This window comes from Janthinobacterium sp. BJB304 (assembly GCF_002735765.1).
Classification (GTDB): Bacteria; Pseudomonadota; Gammaproteobacteria; order Burkholderiales; family Burkholderiaceae_D; genus Janthinobacterium.
On the sequence record NZ_PDZN01000013.1, the window covers coordinates 64,122 to 81,402 of the forward strand.

Here is a 17,281-nt window from a genome sequence, read left to right on the forward strand (position 1 = left end):
CAATTTACATCGTCCGATGGGTTAGCGCGGGCAGGGACTCGCGCACGCCGGCCAAAAACACCAGGTCGATCTCGCCGCTGACCACGCCCTCGCCTTCCGGCAGCACGGCGATCACTTCGCCCCACGGGTCGATCAGCATGCTGTGGCCCCAGGTGCGGCGGCCGTTCGGATGCAGGCCGCCCTGCGCCGAGGCCAGCACATAGCACTGGTTTTCGATGGCGCGCGCGCGCAGCAGCACTTCCCAGTGGGCGCTGCCCGTCGTATGGGTAAACGCGGCCGGCACGACGATCAGCACGCAATCGCCCATGGCGCGGTACAGTTCGGGAAAGCGCAGGTCATAGCAGATGGACAGGCCAACGCGGCCGAACGGCGTCTCGATAGCGCGTACCTGCGCGCCCGGCACGATGGTGCGCGATTCGTTGTACGACTCGGTGCCGCGCGTAAAACCGAACAGGTGGATCTTGTCGTAGCGGCCGGCCGGCTCGCCTTGCGGGTCGTACACCAGCGTGGTGTTCAGGACCTTGCCCTCCTCGCCGGAAATCAGGGGCAAGGTGCCGCCGATCAGCCAGATGCCGTGCTGGCGCGCCATCTGCGCCATACCATCCTGGATGGGGCCGCTGCCAGGCTGTTCCGCGTGGGCCAGCTTGTCCGTTTCCTGCTTGCCCATGATGGCCCAGTATTCGGGCAGCACCACCAGCTGCGCGCCACCGGCGGCGGCCTGCGCCACCAGGCGCCGCGCCGTGGCCAGGTTGTCTTCCACGGAAGGCGAGGAAATCATTTGTACTGCTGCAACTGTATGCATCATTTCACCTCTTGTACATTCGACCTTGCCGAATGGCATTTATTTCGCCACGGCATCGCTCGCCGCCGCTGCGGGCATGGCGACAGGTTCCAATTTACCACCATCGAGCTTGGTCACGACGGGCGATTTCCACGGGCCGGCGATCTGCATATGGTAGGTGAGTGCCTTCATCACGGGCGCGCGCAGGAACAGTTGCGCCAGGAAACTGCCCAGGCCGATGACGGGATTGACGGCCAGCGCGTACACGAGCGGCCCCGTGCCCAGGTTGAATTCGGGGATCACCACCACGTGCAAATTCGTCGTTTCATTGGCGATATCGGCCGTGCCATCCATCAGCACGGTGGCCGCCACGCCATGCATCTTGAGATTGTCGGTGGTCACCACGCCGCGCTTGATGCTGGCGTTGGCCGTGATGCCGTCGAAGGCCAGGCCTTCGGAAAACACGTCGTGGAAATCGAGTTTCAGCAGGCGGGGCAAGGCTTGCAGGCTGAGTACGCCCAGCAGCTTGGCCGCGCCCGGGTCCTGTTTGAGGAACTGGCCCGATTCCACCTTCATCTCGATCTGTCCCGACAAGGTGGGGATGTCTAGCGAATACGGCAAGCCATTCCAGGCGATATCGCCGCTCAGACGGCCCTTGCCGCGGCGCACCGTGTCGGCAAAACCGAAGCGGTCGAGCAGCTTGCCTGCATCGACGATGTCGAGGCCGAATCGCAGGCTGGTCGTGCTTTGTCCATCCTTGATGACCCATTTTCCACTGCCGCTCAGCGCGCCATCGGCGTTCGACAGTTGCAGCTTACCCACGCGCCACTCGCGCCCGCCCGCCGCCATGGTGTTATAGGCTTGCAACTCCAGCCGACCGATCTTCTTGTTGAACAGTTCAAATTGCTCGGCAACGATATCGAGCGAGGGGATCGACTGGGCGCCACTCTTTCCTTCCAGCAAATTCTTGACGTCGTTGGCGGCCGACTCCGGAATGATCAGCGACGACAGGCGCGCCGTCATCTTGCCCAGGCCGGACGGCGTTTCCAGCCACGTCACATAGCCCGACACTTGTTTTGCGTCGATATTGGCTTGCCACACATCCTTTTGATGCGTGGCGCCGACCACGACGTTTTCCAGCTTGCGCTCGCCCAGCATCAGTTCGCTGGCACGGGCCGCCATCATGTCCGGCACCACATATTGCGCGATATCGGGCGCATCGTCGGCGGCGCCGCTGTCGCCGGACGCCGGGGCGCTGCCGGCGATCTCGCTGCCGACGGCGATCCAGCTGTCCACGTCCAGGGTTTTCATGTTGACGTTAAGCATCATGCCGCTATCGGGCTCGGGCGCCGGCACGTTCACGCCGATGCCGCCGCGCACCAGGCGCCAGGCGTCCTTGCCCTGCTTCTGGCGCTGGTAGCGGGCAGCGATGCCGGAGCCGAGCGCGATACGGATATCATCCGTGCGCAGGCCCGCGCCGTTGGCCGCATTGCCCGTCAGGGTGAATTTCACGGGCAGGCTGTCGCCGGCCGGCTTTTTAAGGGGAGCGGGGAAATCCAGGCCCAGGCCCGTCAGCGGCGACTCGACATTGACCACCACCTGGTGGTCGCGCGCCGTAATCAAGCCGTTGTAGCGCGCGCCGCCATTCAAATGTTTCGCCAGGCGCTGCAGCACGGGCGCCGGATAGGTCTTGCGCAAGCCGTCGATGGTCATGTTGCCGGCGATTTTCACTTGAATCGAACTGTCCGCCTGCGTGCCGCCCGAGATGGCCAGCGGCCCGCCCAGCAGGCTGCCATTCAAGCCATTGAGGTTGACGCCCTTTTCGTTGAACTCGATCTTGCCCTGCGTGCCCAGCACGGGCGGCATGTCGTGGAACAGCACCACGTCGTTGCCCGCCAGCTGCAAGCTGCCCTGCACGGTCGACTCGAGCATGCGCTCGATCGGCAAGTGCAGTTTGAGGGCCAGCCTGGCGTTGCCCGTCGCCGTCGTTTCGTCCGTGAAATGCTCGATCCAGCCCAGCACGGGGCTGGCCGTCACGTACTTGAGGAATTCCTGCATCGGGCCGGCCGCATTGCCTTCAATGTCAAGCAAGGTGTCGAAGACGGTCAGGTCGGGGATCACGGCTTTGACATTCGTCAAGGCCACGCCGCCCGTGGTGGCCGTGTCGCCGCGAATTTCCATGCGCGCCCGCTCGAACACAAAACTGCCCTTGATCTTTTCCGCCTGCGGCCACAGGGGCGCCTTGCCCGCCAGCGGACCGCTTTCCGCAAATTCGCCGGGCGCATAGTTCAGCTTGCCATTCTCGATCTTGCCGGCCACGCGGAAGTCGCCGCGATTGCGCTGGGCGGCATTCCGCTGGGCGGGCGTGTCGGCCTTGAAGGGAAAATGTTCGAGTTCGCCGCGCAGGCGCAGGCTGACATCGTGCGCCATGCCGCCTTCCAGCGCCCCCGTCAGCCAGTGGCGCAGGTGCTCGGGCGTTTGCAGCGGCAGGTAGCGGCCGATGGTGTTGATCTGGAAATTGTCGATCGTGCCCGTCAAATCGACCTGCCCCAGGTTCTTGCCGTCGAGCGGCATCCGGTGCGTGCCTTGCAAGGCGACGCGCAAGCCTTGCTGATTGAAATCGAGCTTGTCCAGCTCGACTCGCAGCATATTGGCCGCTTCAAACGTCCAGCGCGCCTGCATGGCGAATTGTTCGAACGGCAAGGCCGGCTCACTCAAGTACGTGGGCAATTGCAGCACCAGGTCCTGCGCGTCGATGGCAATGGTGCCGCCCTTGTCATTGGCGTCGATGCTGCCGGTGAGCTTATCGAAGCCGGGAATGGCGGGCGCGGCGGCCTGCGCGGGGCTGGTCGCCGTCTTCGCCACGGCCAGGCGCGCCGGCTGCGCATTCAGGCCCAGATCGATGAGCTTGCCGCGCAGACGGTAGCTGGCGGGGGTGGCCATCTCTCCTTCCCATTGCGCTGAAAAATCCTGCAAACGCCCGCGCGGTGCCAAGGCGTCGAGGCGCTGGCGCTGCTGCTCGCCCAGCGGCAGCTTGTCGGCCAGCGCGGCCAGGGTTTGCAAATCGAGCGACTTGGCCGTGATTTCCGTGCGCGCCGGCTTGCGCTTCGTGGCAGCGATGAAACGCTCGGACAAGGTCGTGGGCGGCAGGCTGAGGCCATCGCGGGTTTCCACCGCGAAATTCGTCAACTCCACCTGATGGCCATTCACGCCAAAAGTGGGCTTGCCGTCGGGCACCTGCGCCGACAGCTCTTCTTTGGCCGAAATGCGTCCGCTGACCGACAGCAGGTCGAGCGGCGCGATATGCTCGCCCAGCTGCGCCTGCACCTCGGTCAAGCCCACGTCGGCCGTGAAGCCGGCCAGGCGCGCGTGATCCAGGCTCAGCCAGGCGCGCAGCGCGCCCTTGCCCTGGCTCAGCTCGAACGGGTAATCGAGGTAGCGGCGCCAGGCGGCCAGGTCGGCGTTTTTCAGGTCCGCGTACAGCTCGCCCTTCCACATCGATACATCGGAGATGCGCGTGCTGAAAGGCGGATGCGTGAAGTGAGCGCGCACATCGATGGGCGCGGCCAGGCTGGCGGGCGGCGTGGCCTGCAAACCCAGCCGGTGGCTGCGCCAGCGGTTGCGCAGCAGCAGATTGACCTGGGATAAAGCCAGCTCCGGCGTGCCGCGCGCTTCGTCCGTCCAGCGCACCTTGCCGTCGCGAATGATGATGTCATGCTGCGACAGCAGCCAGTCGGCGCCCTTGCCATCGCTGCCTTGCGTGCTGTCGATCAACACCCCGGCCACATACAGCTTGCCATCCTTGCTGCGCCGTACGTCCAGGTCGGGCCGCGTGATTTCCAGGGTAGTGAAGCGCACGGAACCGAGCACGCTCCACCACGACACGGTGGCCGATATGCTCGGCAGGCTCAGCGCCTGGCGGCCCGCCTGGTCGCGCAGGGTCACGTCGCCGAAGAAGAGATTGGGCCGCACGCCATGCCAGGAGGCATAAATACGCGCAATACTGACAGGGTTGCCCAGCGCGCGGCTGGCCGCCCGCTCGATATCGCCTTTGTAATAATCGATATTCGGCAGGATCGCGTAGCGCAGGAATAAAAACAGCACGGCGAAGGCGAAATACGCGAGCAGCACCAGTTTGATGGTAAAACCCAGCACATGGTGGGTGGCCAGGTTGGCCAGGCGATAGGCGGCACGCAGCCGCTGCCAGCGCAGGGCCAAGGGCACATGCTCTGTCACGCTTGCTTCTGGCGGTTTTTGCATCAATAAGCTAATAAACTGGCCCGGCGTCAAATAATGGCAAAAATCGTCTGCATTCGTGGTGCGCGCCTGCATCCTTGCGCTTGCGTCTGAGCAAAGCCTCCCTTACCATCGTTCGGAAGAGCACGCACTACCGGCGGTATTGGGCCGGCGGCACAATTTTACCGCATCCCCCGCCGTTCGCCGCCAAGTTAAACAAGAACATGCACGCAGCATCCACGAGACCCTTACCGATACCATGAGCACACAGCCTTTGATCTCCGCCTCCCGTTTCTACCAGCGCTGGCTGGACGCCGCCCCCGAGCGCGCCGCGCAGGTAGCGCAACTGGTGCGCGCACCATTGGACGGGCTCGACTTTGCCGCCGCGCTGGCCGAGCAATCGAACGCCGCCACGCCGCCGCTGCCGCCCGAGCGGGCCATGCGCCGCCTGCGCAATCTGCTCGTCTGCAGCCTGATCGCGCGCGATCTTGGCGGCCAGGCCGACTTGCATGAAGTCGTCACGGCCATGACGGGCTTTGCCGATTTCGCCATCCGCACGCATGTGGACGCCATCATGGACGAAATGGTGGCCCTGCACGGCATGCCCGTCGGCGAGGAATCAGGCGAGGAACAGGCCTTGATGGTGCTGGCGATGGGCAAGCAGGGCGGCGGCGAACTCAACGTCTCGTCGGATATCGACCTGATCTTTGTGTATCCGGAAGATGGCGACACGCAAGCGACCCAGCCGGGCCAGCGCAGCCTGTCCAACCACGAGTTTTTCATTCGCATGGGCAAGAAACTGATCGCCGCCCTGGCCGAGATCACGCAAGACGGTTTTACGTTCCGCGTGGACATGGCCTTGCGCCCGAACGGCAATTCGGGTCCGCTGGCCGCCAGCCTGGGCATGGTGGAGCAATACCTGATCGTGCAGGGCCGCGAATGGGAGCGCTACGCCTGGGTCAAGGCGCGCGCCGTGACGGGCAAGCCCGAGGACATCGCCGCGCTCGACGCCATCGTGCGGCCCTTCGTCTTTCGCCGCTACCTCGATTTCGGCGTCATCGACGCCATCCGCACCATGCACGGCCAGATCCGTGCCGAGGTCAACCGCCAGGAGCGGCTGCACCCGGACCGCAGCAACAACGTCAAGCTGGGCCGCGGCGGCATCCGCGAAATCGAATTCCTCGCGCAAGTGTTTCAATTGATACGCGGCGGGCGCGACGCCGAGCTGCGCGAACGTTCCACGCGCGCCACCCTGCGCACGGTGGCAGACAAGGGCTTGCTGGAACCGGCCATCGTGGAACAACTGCTCGCTTCCTACACTTTCCTGCGCAACCTCGAACACCGGCTGCAGTATCTTGACGATGCGCAAACCCACACCCTGCCCGCCAACGAGGCCGACCGTCTCACCGTGGCGCAGATGATGGGCTTGCCCGACACGCCCACCCTGCTGGCCCAGCTGGAAGCGCACCGCGTGTTTGTCGCCGGTCAATTCGACGAAATGTTCAGCGACAAGAGCAGCGGCACGCCGCCGGCCGACACGGGCATCGACCCGCAAACGTCGAACGACTGCGCCGCCTCGGACCAGCAGGAAGCCATCGAGGCGCGCTTTGCCGCCCTGGGTTTCCATGAACCCACCGCCTGCGCGCGCCGTTTGCTGGCCACGTGGCAGGCGCCGCGTTTGCAGTCCCTGCCCGAGGCGAGCCGCACGCGCCTGGTGGCCCTCGTCAATTCCGCCCTGCCCCTGATCACCGATTGCTCCGTGTCCAACGGCAATGCCAGCCAGCTGGCCACCTTGGGCCGGCTGCTCGATTTCCTGGAAGCCATCGCGCGCCGCTCGGCCTATCTGTCATTGCTGACAGAGTACCCGCACACGCTCGAGCGCGTGGTGCGCATGGTGTGCGCCAGCGGCTGGGCCGCCACCTTCCTCACGCAGCACCCGATCCTGCTCGACGAGCTGCTCGATGAACGCATCCGCAACACGGTGCCCGATCCGGCCGCGCTGGCGCTGGACCTGCAGCGCCAGCTCGACGACGCCCCCGGCGACACGGAGCGGCAGATGGATATCCTGCGCGAAATGCACCACGCGCAGCTGTTCCAGTGCCTGGCGCAAGACCTGGCGGGCGACCTGAGCGTGGAAAAGCTGGCCGATTACCTGTCGCAGCTGGCCGACATCATCGTCGCCGCCACCGTGCAAGCCGTCTGGCAAACGTTACCTGCGCGCCACCGCGAGGTGCCGAAATTCGCCGTCATCGCATATGGCAAGCTGGGCGGCAAGGAACTGGGCTATGTCTCGGACCTCGACGTCATTTTCCTCTTCGACGACGACGACCAGGAAGCGCCCGGCCTGTACGCCAAGCTGGCGCAGCGCTTCATTACCTGGATGACCTCGCACACCTCGGCCGGCATTTTGTTCGACATCGACATCGCCCTGCGCCCCGACGGCGCCTCGGGCATGCTGGTCTCCAGCGTGCAGGCCTTCGAGCGCTACCAGAGCAGCGCGGCCTGGGTGTGGGAACACCAGGCGCTCACGCGCGCGCGCTTTTGCGCCGGCGACGTCAGCATCGGCAAGCATTTCGAGCGCATCCGCGACACGATCCTGCGCAAGGAACGCCCGGAAAACGGTCCGCTCAAGGGCGAAGTGGTGGCCATGCGCAAGAAGATGCTCGATGCGCATCCGCCCCGTCCCGGCAGCTTTGATCTGAAACAGGATCCGGGCGGCATGATCGACATCGAGTTCATGGTGCAATACCTGGTGCTGCAGCATGCGGCGCAGTATCCGCAGCTGACGGCCAACTCGGGCAATATCGCCCTGCTGCGCCTGTGCGGCGAGCTGGGCCTGATCGACGCCAGCCTGGCCGCTTCGGTCGCCGACGCCTACCGCGCGCTGCGCAAGCTGCAGCACCAGCTGCGCCTGCAAGGGCAGGATCTGGCCCGGGTGGAACCGGAGCGGGTGCGCGTGCATGCGGACAACGTGATGCGCCTGTGGCACACGATCTTTCCCGCGACGATTGCATAAGCCCGGCGCCGGCGTATGATACGTACAGGCAACTCCACTTCCCAGTGGTGCCGTACAACAGGCCGCGCCGGGGTTGCCCATACCAGGAGACAGCGTATGAAGACAAGTGTAAAAACGGCAAGTGTAAAAACGGGCATCCACGCCCTCGTTGCCAGTTTCATCCTCTGCGCCATGCCGGCAACGGCATGGGCCGCCCCCAGAGGCAGCGCGGATGAAGCCATCGCCATGACCAAGCGCGCCGTGGCCATGATCAAGGCCGACGGCAAGGAAAAGGCCTTTGCCGCCATTGCCGATCCCGCCAACACCAGCTTCCATGACCGCGACCTGTACATTTATGTGTACGACATGAATGGCGTCACCCTGGCGCACGGCAACAATCCCAAGATGGTCGGCAAGAACCTGATCGACCTGAAGGACAATGAAGGCAAGGCCGTCATCAAGTCGCTGATCGCCACGGCCAGCACGCCGGCCGGACGCGGCTGGGTAGACTTCAAGTGGCCCAATCCCCTGACCAAGGTGGTCGAACAAAAATCCGGCTACATCGAACGGGTCGACAATATGATCGTCGGTTCCGGCATCTATAAATAAGCCACGGCAAGAGGAAAACGCGCCCGCATGCCGCTCCATTACCTGTCCCGTCTGAGCGGATCGGCGCGCGATACGCAAGCCAACCTGCAGCTGGGCTGCGTGCTGGCGCTGGTGGCGGGCGCCGTCAACGCGGGCGGCTTTCTTGCCATCGGCGGTTATACCTCGCACATGACGGGCATCGTCTCGGGCATGGCGGACGACCTGGCGCTGGGCAACGTAACAGTGGCGCTGGCCGCGCTGGGCGCCTGGCTGGCCTTCGTCAGCGGCGCGGCCGTCACGGCCATCATGGTGAACTGGGGCAAGCGGCGCCGCCTGCACAGCCAGTTTGCCGCCAGCCTGCTGCTGGAAGCGGCGCTGTTGCTGCTGTTCGGCCTGACGGGCAATTACCTGGCCGCCATGCCCGACGTGCTGGGCCCCGTCACCATCTTGCTGCTGTGCTTTGTCATGGGCTTGCAGAACGCCATCATCACCAAGATTTCGGGCGCCGTCATCCGCACCACGCATGTGACGGGGCTGTCGACCGATATCGGTATCGAACTGGGCAAGATGGCGTATTACAACCGCAGGGAGTTGCCGGACCGTGTGGTCAAGGTCAACCGGGGCAAGCTCAGGACACACAGCCTGCTGATCAGCTGCTTCTTCATCGGCGGCGTCAGCGGCGCCCTGGCCTTCAAGCACATCGGTTTTCCCGCCGCCACCATCATCCTCGCCGGCGTGCTGACTTTACTGTCGGGCGTGCCCGTGCTGCGCGACCTGCGCGTATTGTGGCGCTTCTACCGGCGCCGCCTGTAGGTACACCTAACAAAACCTACTGCGCGTCGCGCTTTGCGGCCGGCGATGCTCACCGGCTCGGCGCCCCCGTACTAAAGTACGGTTGCGCTTCTCGGCCACAAATCACTGCCGCTCGCTACGGTTTTGTTAGGCGTCGCAAATTCACGAATGAAAAAAAAACGCCCCGAAGGGCGTTTTTTCTTATGCGGTCAAAAAATTACTTGGCCGACATCAGTGCGACGGTGGTGTCGAGCATGCGGTTCGAGAAACCCCATTCGTTGTCGTACCACGACGATACTTTCACCAGACGGCCCGACACCTTGGTCAGGGTCGAATCGAAGTTCGACGAAGCCGGGTTGTGGTTGAAGTCGATCGAGACCAGCGGTTCGGTCTGGTACGTCAGGATGCCTTCCAGGGCGCCTTCCGACGCGGCTTTCATCAGCGCGTTGACTTCTTCCACGGTGGTGTCGCGCTTGGCGATGAAGGACAGGTCGACCAGCGACACGTTGATGGTCGGCACGCGGATGGCGAAGCCGTCCAGCTTGCCATTCAGCTCAGGCAGCACCAGGCCCACGGCGGCGGCGGCGCCCGTCTTGGTCGGGATCATGCTCATGGTGGCCGAACGGGCGCGGCGCAGATCTTCATGCATCACGTCGGACAGCACCTGGTCGTTGGTGTAGGCGTGCACGGTGGTCATCAGGCCCGTTTCGATGCCGATGGCGTCGTTCAATGGCTTGACCAGCGGTGCCAGGCAGTTGGTGGTGCACGAAGCGTTCGAGATGACGGTGTCGGTCGATTTCAGCACCGAGTGGTTCACGCCGAACACGACGGTTGCATCGACGTCCTTGCCGCCGGGTGCCGAGATGATGACTTTTTTCGCGCCGCCCTTCAAGTGAGCCGAAGCCTTCTCTTTGGTGGTGAAGAAGCCCGTGCATTCCAGCACGACGTCCACGCCCAGCTCGCCCCATGGGATTTCAGCAGGGTTGCGCTGTGCGAACACGCGGATCGGATCGCCATTGACGATCATGTTGTCGCCTTCGACGGTGACCGTGCCCGGGAACTTGCCGTGCGCAGTGTCGTAGCGGGTCAGGTGGGCGTTCGATTTGGCATCGCCCAGATCGTTGATGGCAACGATCTGGATATCCTGTTTCTTGCCGCCTTCGTAGAAAGCGCGCAACACATTACGGCCGATGCGGCCGTAGCCATTGATTGCAACTTTGATCGTCATACTCTGCTCCTGATTAAAAAAGAAGGTACATGCACGCCCCCGGCGACAATATCGCCAGGACCGTTAAAAATCAATATTAGCCAGCGATAACGGCTTTCACCTTGGCGACGACGTTCTCGACCGTGAAGCCGAAGTGCTTGAACAGCACGCCAGCCGGCGCCGATTCGCCGAACGTGTCGATACCGACCACGGCGCCTTCCAGGCCCACGTATTTGTACCAGAAGCTGGTCACGCCCGCTTCGATGGCCACGCGCGGCACACCTTTCGTCAGCACGCTGGCCTTGTAGACGGCGTCCTGGCGGTCGTAGACGTCGGTCGACGGCATCGACACGACGCGCACGTTGATGCCTTCCGAGGCCAGCGCGCTGGCGGCTGCGACGGCCAGTTCCACTTCGGAACCGGTGGCGATCAGGATCGCCTTGGCATCGGCCACGTCGTTAAGCACATAGCCGCCGCGGAAGATGTTCTCGATCTGTTCGGCGCTACGTTCCTGGTACGGCAGGTTCTGGCGCGAGAAGATCAGGGTCGACGGACCGTCCTTGCGGCGCACGGCGGCGCCCCAGGCGGCAGCCGACTCGACGGTGTCGCATGGACGCCAGTTGTCCAGGTTCGGGATCAGGCGCATCGACGAGACGTGCTCGACCGATTGGTGCGTCGGGCCGTCTTCGCCCAGGCCGATCGAATCGTGGGTAAACACGAAGATCGAACGCAGTTTCATCAGGGCGGCCATGCGCAGCGCATTGCGGCTGTAGTCGGAGAACGTCAGGAACGTGGCGCCGAACGGGATGTAGCCGCCGTGCAGGGTAATGCCGTTCATGATGGCGCTCATGCCGAATTCGCGCACGCCGTAGTTGATGTGGTTGCCAGGCTGGCCCGAACGCACGGCCACGCACTCTTTCCAGTTGGTCAGGTTCGAACCGGTCAGGTCGGCCGAGCCGCCGAGGAATTCCGGCAGCGACGAAGCCAGTGCCTGGATGGCGTTCTGGCTGGCCTTGCGGGTAGCGATGTTTTCTTTCTTTTCCACGCAGGACGCGATGGCGGCGCTCAGGGCCGCTTCGAATGCCTGTGGCAGTTCGCCTTGCATGCGGCGGGTCAGTTCAGCGGCTTGCTGCGGGAATTCGCGGCCGTAGGCGACGAAACGCTCGTTCCAGTCCGCTTCCAGCAGGGCGCCCTGCTTCTTGGCGTCCCACGCGGCGTACACGTCGGCCGGCATTTCGAACGGTGCAGCATCCCAGCCGATGTATTCGCGCACGGCAGCGATTTCCTTGTCGCCCAGCGCGGCGCCGTGGACCTTGTCGCCACCTTGCAGGTTCGGCGAACCCTTGCCGATGATGGTCTTGCAGCAGATCAGGGTTGGCTTCGATGCGGTCTTGGCGGCGGCGATGGCGGCAGCGACGGCGGCCACATCGTGACCGTCGACGGCGCGGATGACGTTCCAGCCATACGCTTCGAAGCGGGCCGGGGTATCGTCCGTGAACCAGCCTTCGACCTTGCCGTCGATGGAAATGCCGTTGTCATCGTACAGGGCGATCAGTTTATTCAGGCCCAGGGTGCCGGCCAGCGCGCACACTTCGTGCGAAATACCTTCCATCAGGCAGCCATCACCGACGAAAGCGTAGGTGTAGTGGTTGACGATGTCGTGGCCAGGCTTGTTGAATTCAGCGGCCAGCAATTGCTCTGACAGGGCCATGCCGACGGCGTTGGCGATGCCCTGGCCCAGCGGGCCGGTGGTCGTTTCCACGCCCGGCGTGATATCGACTTCCGGGTGGCCCGGGGTTTTCGAATGCATCTGGCGGAAGGCCTTGATGTCATCCATCGACAGGTCGTAGCCCGTCAGGTGCAGCAGCGCGTAGTGCAGCATCGAGCCGTGGCCGTTCGACAACAGGAAACGGTCGCGGTTTTGCCATTTCGGGTTCGCGGGATTGTGGCGATAGTGACCACTCCACAGGGCAACTGCGATCTCGGCCATGCCCATCGGCATGCCTGGATGGCCGGAATTGGCCTTTTGTACAGCGTCCATTGCCAGTGCGCGGATCGCATTGGCCATTTTGGTAGTCGGGAGCGTAGTTGTCATGATGGTGTGGGTCAGTCGCGGAGTTTAAATTCGTTTGCAGCGCAGCTGGGCGCAGTCAGAGCTATGTATTTTACCAGACCAACAAGGGGAAAAATCAAACCGCGCAACGCCGCCGCCGCAGCTTGTGCCACTTGCGCCCGGCAGGGGCGAAAAAAAACCGGGCCAGGCCCGGTTTTTCGCGACGTACGCCGCTGCGGGGCGCGCCGCAAATCGGCCCGCCCCACCCGTCAGTCCACCCTCACGTCATTTGAAGGAGTACGACGCCGACATGTAGATGTAGCGGCCACGCGGATTGCCGTAGGCGGTGTCGTAGCCGATGTTCGACGATGGATCGAATGCCGGCGCACGGTCGAACACGTTATTGACGCCACCACGCAGCACCAGGTTCTTGAAGCCGCTGTAGGACAGCGAGGCGTCAACCAGGGTCGCGCTCGGGATCATCAGGCCGTTCGCGTACTCGTCGTAGTAAAGGTTGATCGTCGCCGACGGTGTCCGGTCCACGTGGTAATGCGAAGTGAAGTTAGCGCTCGTCGTCGCCGCCCAAGCACCGCGGTCCCAGTTGACACCCAGCTTGGCCAGCAGCTTAGGATAGCCGTATTCACCGGCCTCGCAAGCCGTGTTGTTGGGGCAATTGATCGCCGGATCATCAGGCAGCAGCGTGCGGTTGTAGGACAGCGTGTAGCTCGCCTCGCCGAACACCTTGAAACGCCCCATCTCGGCCGTGCGCAGCGTGTACGACGCTTCGACATCCAGACCGTCGGTGACGACCTTGCTGCGATTGATCAGGCCAACCTGCAGCTGCTTCAGGCGACCTACCAACGGACCCAGCGTCGCGCGCTGGGCGGCGCTCAGCGCGTTATACTTCTCTTGGTCTTCCGCCGTGACGGCATAGCGCGTGACGGCGTCCTTGTACTGACCATCCTCGCCCGCCAACACGGTTTCGTTGTCAAGATTCTCGACGCGATCGTTCCACTTGATATTCCAGTAGGTTAAACCCAGCGTCAGGTTCTTGATCGGTTCGGCGACCACGCCCAGGTTGAACTGCTTCGATTTTTCGGGCTTCAAATCCTTCGTGCCGGACAGCAGAGACAGCGCCGAACCGCTGCAAGCGGTGTCAAAATACGCGTCACCCACGATGCAACGCTTCGGATCCTTGGTCGCGACAAAACCGCCGCGGCCTTCGTTAAAGCGCTGCGACAACGTCGGCGCGCGGAAACCGGTGCTGTAGCTGGTGCGGAACATCAAGGTCGGCAAGGCGGTCCAGCGCAGGCCAAGCTTCGGGTTGGTGGTACCGCCAGCCAACTGGTAGCGATCATAGCGGACGGCCGCCTGCGCTTCCAGGTTTTTCAGCAGCGGCAGGGCCAACTCGCCGAACACGGCGCCGAGCGACTCAGAGCCGTCGATGCCGCGCAGGGTCGAGTAGATGCCGATCGCGCCATCGCGCCAAGCCTGCGACGGATCGTAGCTGAGCTTCTCGCGCTTGTACTCGGCACCGACGGCCACACCGATCTTGCCGCCGGGCAGTTGGCCAAATTCGCTGGAAGCAGTCACCTTGGCAAAGTCCGTCGAGGACTTGGTCTTGGTGTACTGGTCGGCCGTCAGTTCGTTGATGATCTGCTCCGAATTATGGTTGCCGCCGAAGGGGTTGAACTTGCCCTGCGCCAGGTAACTCTGCAATTTATCGTGCATGAAGGAGCCGTACACGCGCGTTTCGCCCTTCTCTTGGCTGTGGCCCACAGACACGGTCCAATCCCAGTTGGCTACGCGGCCGGTGGCGCCGCCAACCAGCCAGGTGGTGTCTACATTGGTGCCCGTACCACCCTCGGCGGCAGGGAAGAGGCGGCGGATATTGACCGGCACGCCGTAGGTATTGAAGGGGTTGTTCGCCGCCACACGCAGCACGCCGGAGCGGTCGGCATTTTGAATCCAGGCCGGCGAACCTTGGACGCGCGTGTCGAAGTGGTTGTAAAACAGATTGGCGAACAGCGATACATCCGGCGTCAAATCCCAGTTCGCCGTGACCGCCCCGCCGTACCGTGTGGACGGGCGCACCAAGTCTATCGACTCAGCGGCGGAATACATGCAGGAGCTGCGATTCGGCGCAGCCACCCATTCCGGCGCATCCGGATAGGGCTTGCTGTGGGCCGCGTCGCACTCCGGATCGGGCATGCGCTGCGAACCGCCCAGCGATATGGTGCCGGGATCGCGGCCCTTGGCGCCGTACACGCCACCCTGATACAGGCCGCCATTGTGGCCGGTGAAATCGGTACTGTTCGCCCAATCGCGGTCGACGCCGTGGATAGCCTTGGTTTTTTCGTACGAGGCCGAATAAGTCACGTTGAATTTCTGTGCGTCACGGTCGCCGAAACCGCCGGACACGGACACCTTATGGTTTTGCCCGTCGCCATAGGTGGTCGAACCGGTGCTGGCGTCGAGAGTCAAGCCCTGGTAATCCTTGCGCAGGATGAAGTTGATGACGCCGCCGACGGCATCAGTGCCGTAGATGGCCGAGGCGCCGTCCTTGAGCACATCGATGCGCTCGATGGCCGACAGCGGAATGGCGTTCAGATCGACCGAGGTCTGGCCGCTATAATCGTCCGAACCGGACGCCGGCAGGCGATAGCCGTTCAACAGAATCAGGGTCGGCAGACCGCGCAGCGAGACGCTGGTGGCGCCGTTTCGGAAGGAACTCGATGTCGCCAGCTCACCGCCGTTACCGCCTGCAGAAGTCAGGTTGCGCATCAGATCCAGCACCGACGTCGCGCCAGAACGGGCAATCGATTCGCGCGTCATCACGGTGATCGGGGAAATACCTTCGGCTTCGATGCGTTTGATACTCGAACCGGTGATTTCGACGCGCTGCACCTTAGGCACCGGCGCATCGATCGCTTCCTGCGCATGCACGCTCATCGTTGCGACTCCGGCGAACGCAGCCAACGCCAATCTCACCACCTGCACACTCTTTTTTTCGCGAAACATCATAATAACTTATTCCTTTTCATGATCCCTGATATCACTTGATAAGCGATTAGTTTGTATTTTTATAATCACTTAAATCTCTCATGGTCTTGCGAAAAACTGCAAGGCCCCTCCCGCTACAATGGCATGCTTGTCCAACCAATTTAAGCTGGCCGCAACGCGCCCGGGGTCATAGGCCCGGGCATTGAAACGTGCGGCGTCTCCCCATGCCATACCGAATCACATCACGGACGACATTGCTGGAAACAATTGATGTCGTTCAACACAACTTGTATAGTCATCAAACCACGCCAAAAGTATCACTGTCAATAATGCAATGATTTATGAAATCAAAAAACAACATTTCGTTTTAGTCAGCTTGTTATCTCCACGCAATTTCCCGTCCCGGATGCGCTACGCAGGCCCAGCGGCAAGAATTTCACCCGGCCGCGCGCAGCGGCACTAAAATTGCACTTTCGAGTCGCAGCCGCGCGCGCCCCACCCGCGCGCGGCGCGGCACCTCCCATTGTTTCTCTCCGCCAGGATGTTGCATGCCGCGTTTTTTCTGTCCCCAGCCACTCGCCATAGGCGCCACCATCGCTCTGCCCGACGCCGTCGCCCACCACGTCCATGTGGTGCGCCTTATGCCGGGCGAGGCCATCACCGTCTTCAACGGCGAGGGCGGCGAGTACACGGCTGTCTTGTGCAACGTCGAGAAAAAACGCGCCAGCGCCGAACTGAGGTCTCACACGGCGCGCGAAGCGGAACTGCCCTACGCCGTGACCCTGGCACAAGCGCTGCCGGAAGCGTCCAAAATGGACTGGATCATCGAAAAAGCCATCGAACTGGGCGCGGCCGGCATCGTGCCGCTGGCGGCGCAACGCTGCGTCGTGCGCCTGTCCGCCGAGCGGGCGGAGAAAAAACTGGCCCATTGGCAAGCGATCATCGTGTCCGCATCGGAGCAATGCGGGCGCAACCGCCTGGCGCAGCTGGCGCCATTGCAGGATTTTAATAGCTGGAGCAGCCAGCAGGATTTACATAAACGCATCATCCTGACGCCGCGTGCGGAGCAGTCGCTGGCCGACTGGGCGCGTCACCAGCCGCCGCAGGCGATCACCGTGATGGTGGGGCCGGAAGGGGGATTTTCGGAAGCGGAAGAAAAGGCGGCCCTGGCCGCCGGCGCCATCGGCCTGGCTATGGGGCCGCGCATCCTGCGCACGGAAACGGCGGGCCTGACGGCGCTGGCCACCTTGGGCGCCTTGTGGGGCGGGAAGTAAACATGGCAACCGTACCGGCGCTATCCGCAATTCTCATCTAGATTCTCATCTAAACAGGCGGCCGGGGAACATGGGCGCCGCCAGCAAGGCCTGCCATGGGCATGGCGCAAAGCCATGCCGCAAGCGCCATTCCAGTGTCCTCCGGCTACCTCCCGACGGATTGCCGCGCTGCAATTCAACTCTGATAAGGCCGACCACGCCACAAAGAGGAATATCACGTACCTTCCTTATTGCGCAAGCATCGCGACTAAAAAAGATAAACAACAAAGATAATCCGCGCATTCAAGGAATGGCGGACACGCTATTATCTTTTCAAGTATAGAAATAAATAAAACACCTAAGCAGGCGGCAA

9 protein-coding genes are annotated in these 17,281 nt (G+C 62.8%); 4 read left to right on the forward strand and 5 right to left on the reverse strand.

Translation table 11 applies throughout. The features are described from left to right. Positions 1 to 4 precede the first annotated feature (4 nt). Complete coding sequence (locus tag CSQ95_RS16455; RefSeq protein ID WP_099410278.1) at positions 5 to 805, reverse strand: carbon-nitrogen hydrolase family protein; 801 nt, start codon at positions 803 to 805, stop codon at positions 5 to 7. Positions 806 to 841: 36 nt separating this feature from the next. Beyond that, the gene (locus CSQ95_RS16460; protein WP_306532529.1) at positions 842 to 5,017 is read right to left on the reverse strand and encodes a YhdP family protein; all 4,176 of its coding nucleotides are present in this window, start codon (positions 5,015 to 5,017) and stop codon (positions 842 to 844) included. A 259-nt stretch (positions 5,018 to 5,276) separates the two neighbouring features. Between CSQ95_RS16460 and glnE the strand changes: the two genes are divergently transcribed. The 3 genes from glnE (at position 5,277) to CSQ95_RS16475 (ending at position 9,413) form a co-directional block, all read left to right on the forward strand. After that, on the forward strand, positions 5,277 to 8,033 hold the full coding sequence (gene glnE / locus CSQ95_RS16465) for a bifunctional [glutamate--ammonia ligase]-adenylyl-L-tyrosine phosphorylase/[glutamate--ammonia-ligase] adenylyltransferase (protein ID WP_373632178.1): 2,757 nt from the start codon (positions 5,277 to 5,279) through the stop codon (positions 8,031 to 8,033). A gap of 96 nt (positions 8,034 to 8,129) precedes the next feature. Beyond that, a complete protein-coding gene (locus CSQ95_RS16470) occupies positions 8,130 to 8,621 on the forward strand; it encodes a cache domain-containing protein (protein ID WP_083287269.1) in 492 nt (163 codons plus the stop codon). A 27-nt stretch (positions 8,622 to 8,648) separates the two neighbouring features. Then, positions 8,649 to 9,413, forward strand: a complete 765-nt coding sequence (locus CSQ95_RS16475) for a YoaK family protein (protein WP_099410280.1) — start codon at positions 8,649 to 8,651, stop codon at positions 9,411 to 9,413. Between the two features lie 196 nt (positions 9,414 to 9,609). Here the strand turns inward: CSQ95_RS16475 and gap are convergent, their stop codons facing one another. The 3 genes from gap to CSQ95_RS16490 all read right to left on the reverse strand — a co-directional run bounded on the left by gap (position 9,610) and on the right by CSQ95_RS16490 (position 15,676). Continuing rightward, entirely contained in the window at positions 9,610 to 10,620 is a 1,011-nt protein-coding gene (gene gap / locus CSQ95_RS16480; RefSeq protein WP_010395244.1) for a type I glyceraldehyde-3-phosphate dehydrogenase, read from the reverse strand. A gap of 76 nt (positions 10,621 to 10,696) precedes the next feature. Continuing rightward, entirely contained in the window at positions 10,697 to 12,694 is a 1,998-nt protein-coding gene (gene tkt, locus CSQ95_RS16485) for a transketolase (RefSeq protein WP_099410281.1), read from the reverse strand. A gap of 243 nt (positions 12,695 to 12,937) precedes the next feature. After that, entirely contained in the window at positions 12,938 to 15,676 is a 2,739-nt protein-coding gene (locus tag CSQ95_RS16490; protein WP_070219250.1) for a TonB-dependent receptor, read from the reverse strand. A 527-nt stretch (positions 15,677 to 16,203) separates the two neighbouring features. Here CSQ95_RS16490 and CSQ95_RS16495 point away from each other — a divergent pair. Next, a complete protein-coding gene (locus CSQ95_RS16495; protein ID WP_099410282.1) occupies positions 16,204 to 16,929 on the forward strand; it encodes a 16S rRNA (uracil(1498)-N(3))-methyltransferase in 726 nt (241 codons plus the stop codon). Positions 16,930 to 17,281 lie beyond the last annotated feature (352 nt).

Coding starts and splice junctions, on each gene's coding strand:
- CSQ95_RS16455 (WP_099410278.1), bottom strand. CDS start 805: ATGATGCATACAGTTGCAGCAGTACAAATGATTTCCTCGCCTTCCGTG.
- glnE (WP_373632178.1), top strand. CDS start 5,277: ATGAGCACACAGCCTTTGATCTCCGCCTCCCGTTTCTACCAGCGCTGG.
- CSQ95_RS16470 (WP_083287269.1), top strand. CDS start 8,130: ATGAAGACAAGTGTAAAAACGGCAAGTGTAAAAACGGGCATCCACGCC.
- CSQ95_RS16475 (WP_099410280.1), top strand. CDS start 8,649: ATGCCGCTCCATTACCTGTCCCGTCTGAGCGGATCGGCGCGCGATACG.
- gap (WP_010395244.1), bottom strand. CDS start 10,620: ATGACGATCAAAGTTGCAATCAATGGCTACGGCCGCATCGGCCGTAAT.
- tkt (WP_099410281.1), bottom strand. CDS start 12,694: ATGACAACTACGCTCCCGACTACCAAAATGGCCAATGCGATCCGCGCA.
- CSQ95_RS16490 (WP_070219250.1), bottom strand. CDS start 15,676: ATGATGTTTCGCGAAAAAAAGAGTGTGCAGGTGGTGAGATTGGCGTTG.
- CSQ95_RS16495 (WP_099410282.1), top strand. CDS start 16,204: ATGCCGCGTTTTTTCTGTCCCCAGCCACTCGCCATAGGCGCCACCATC.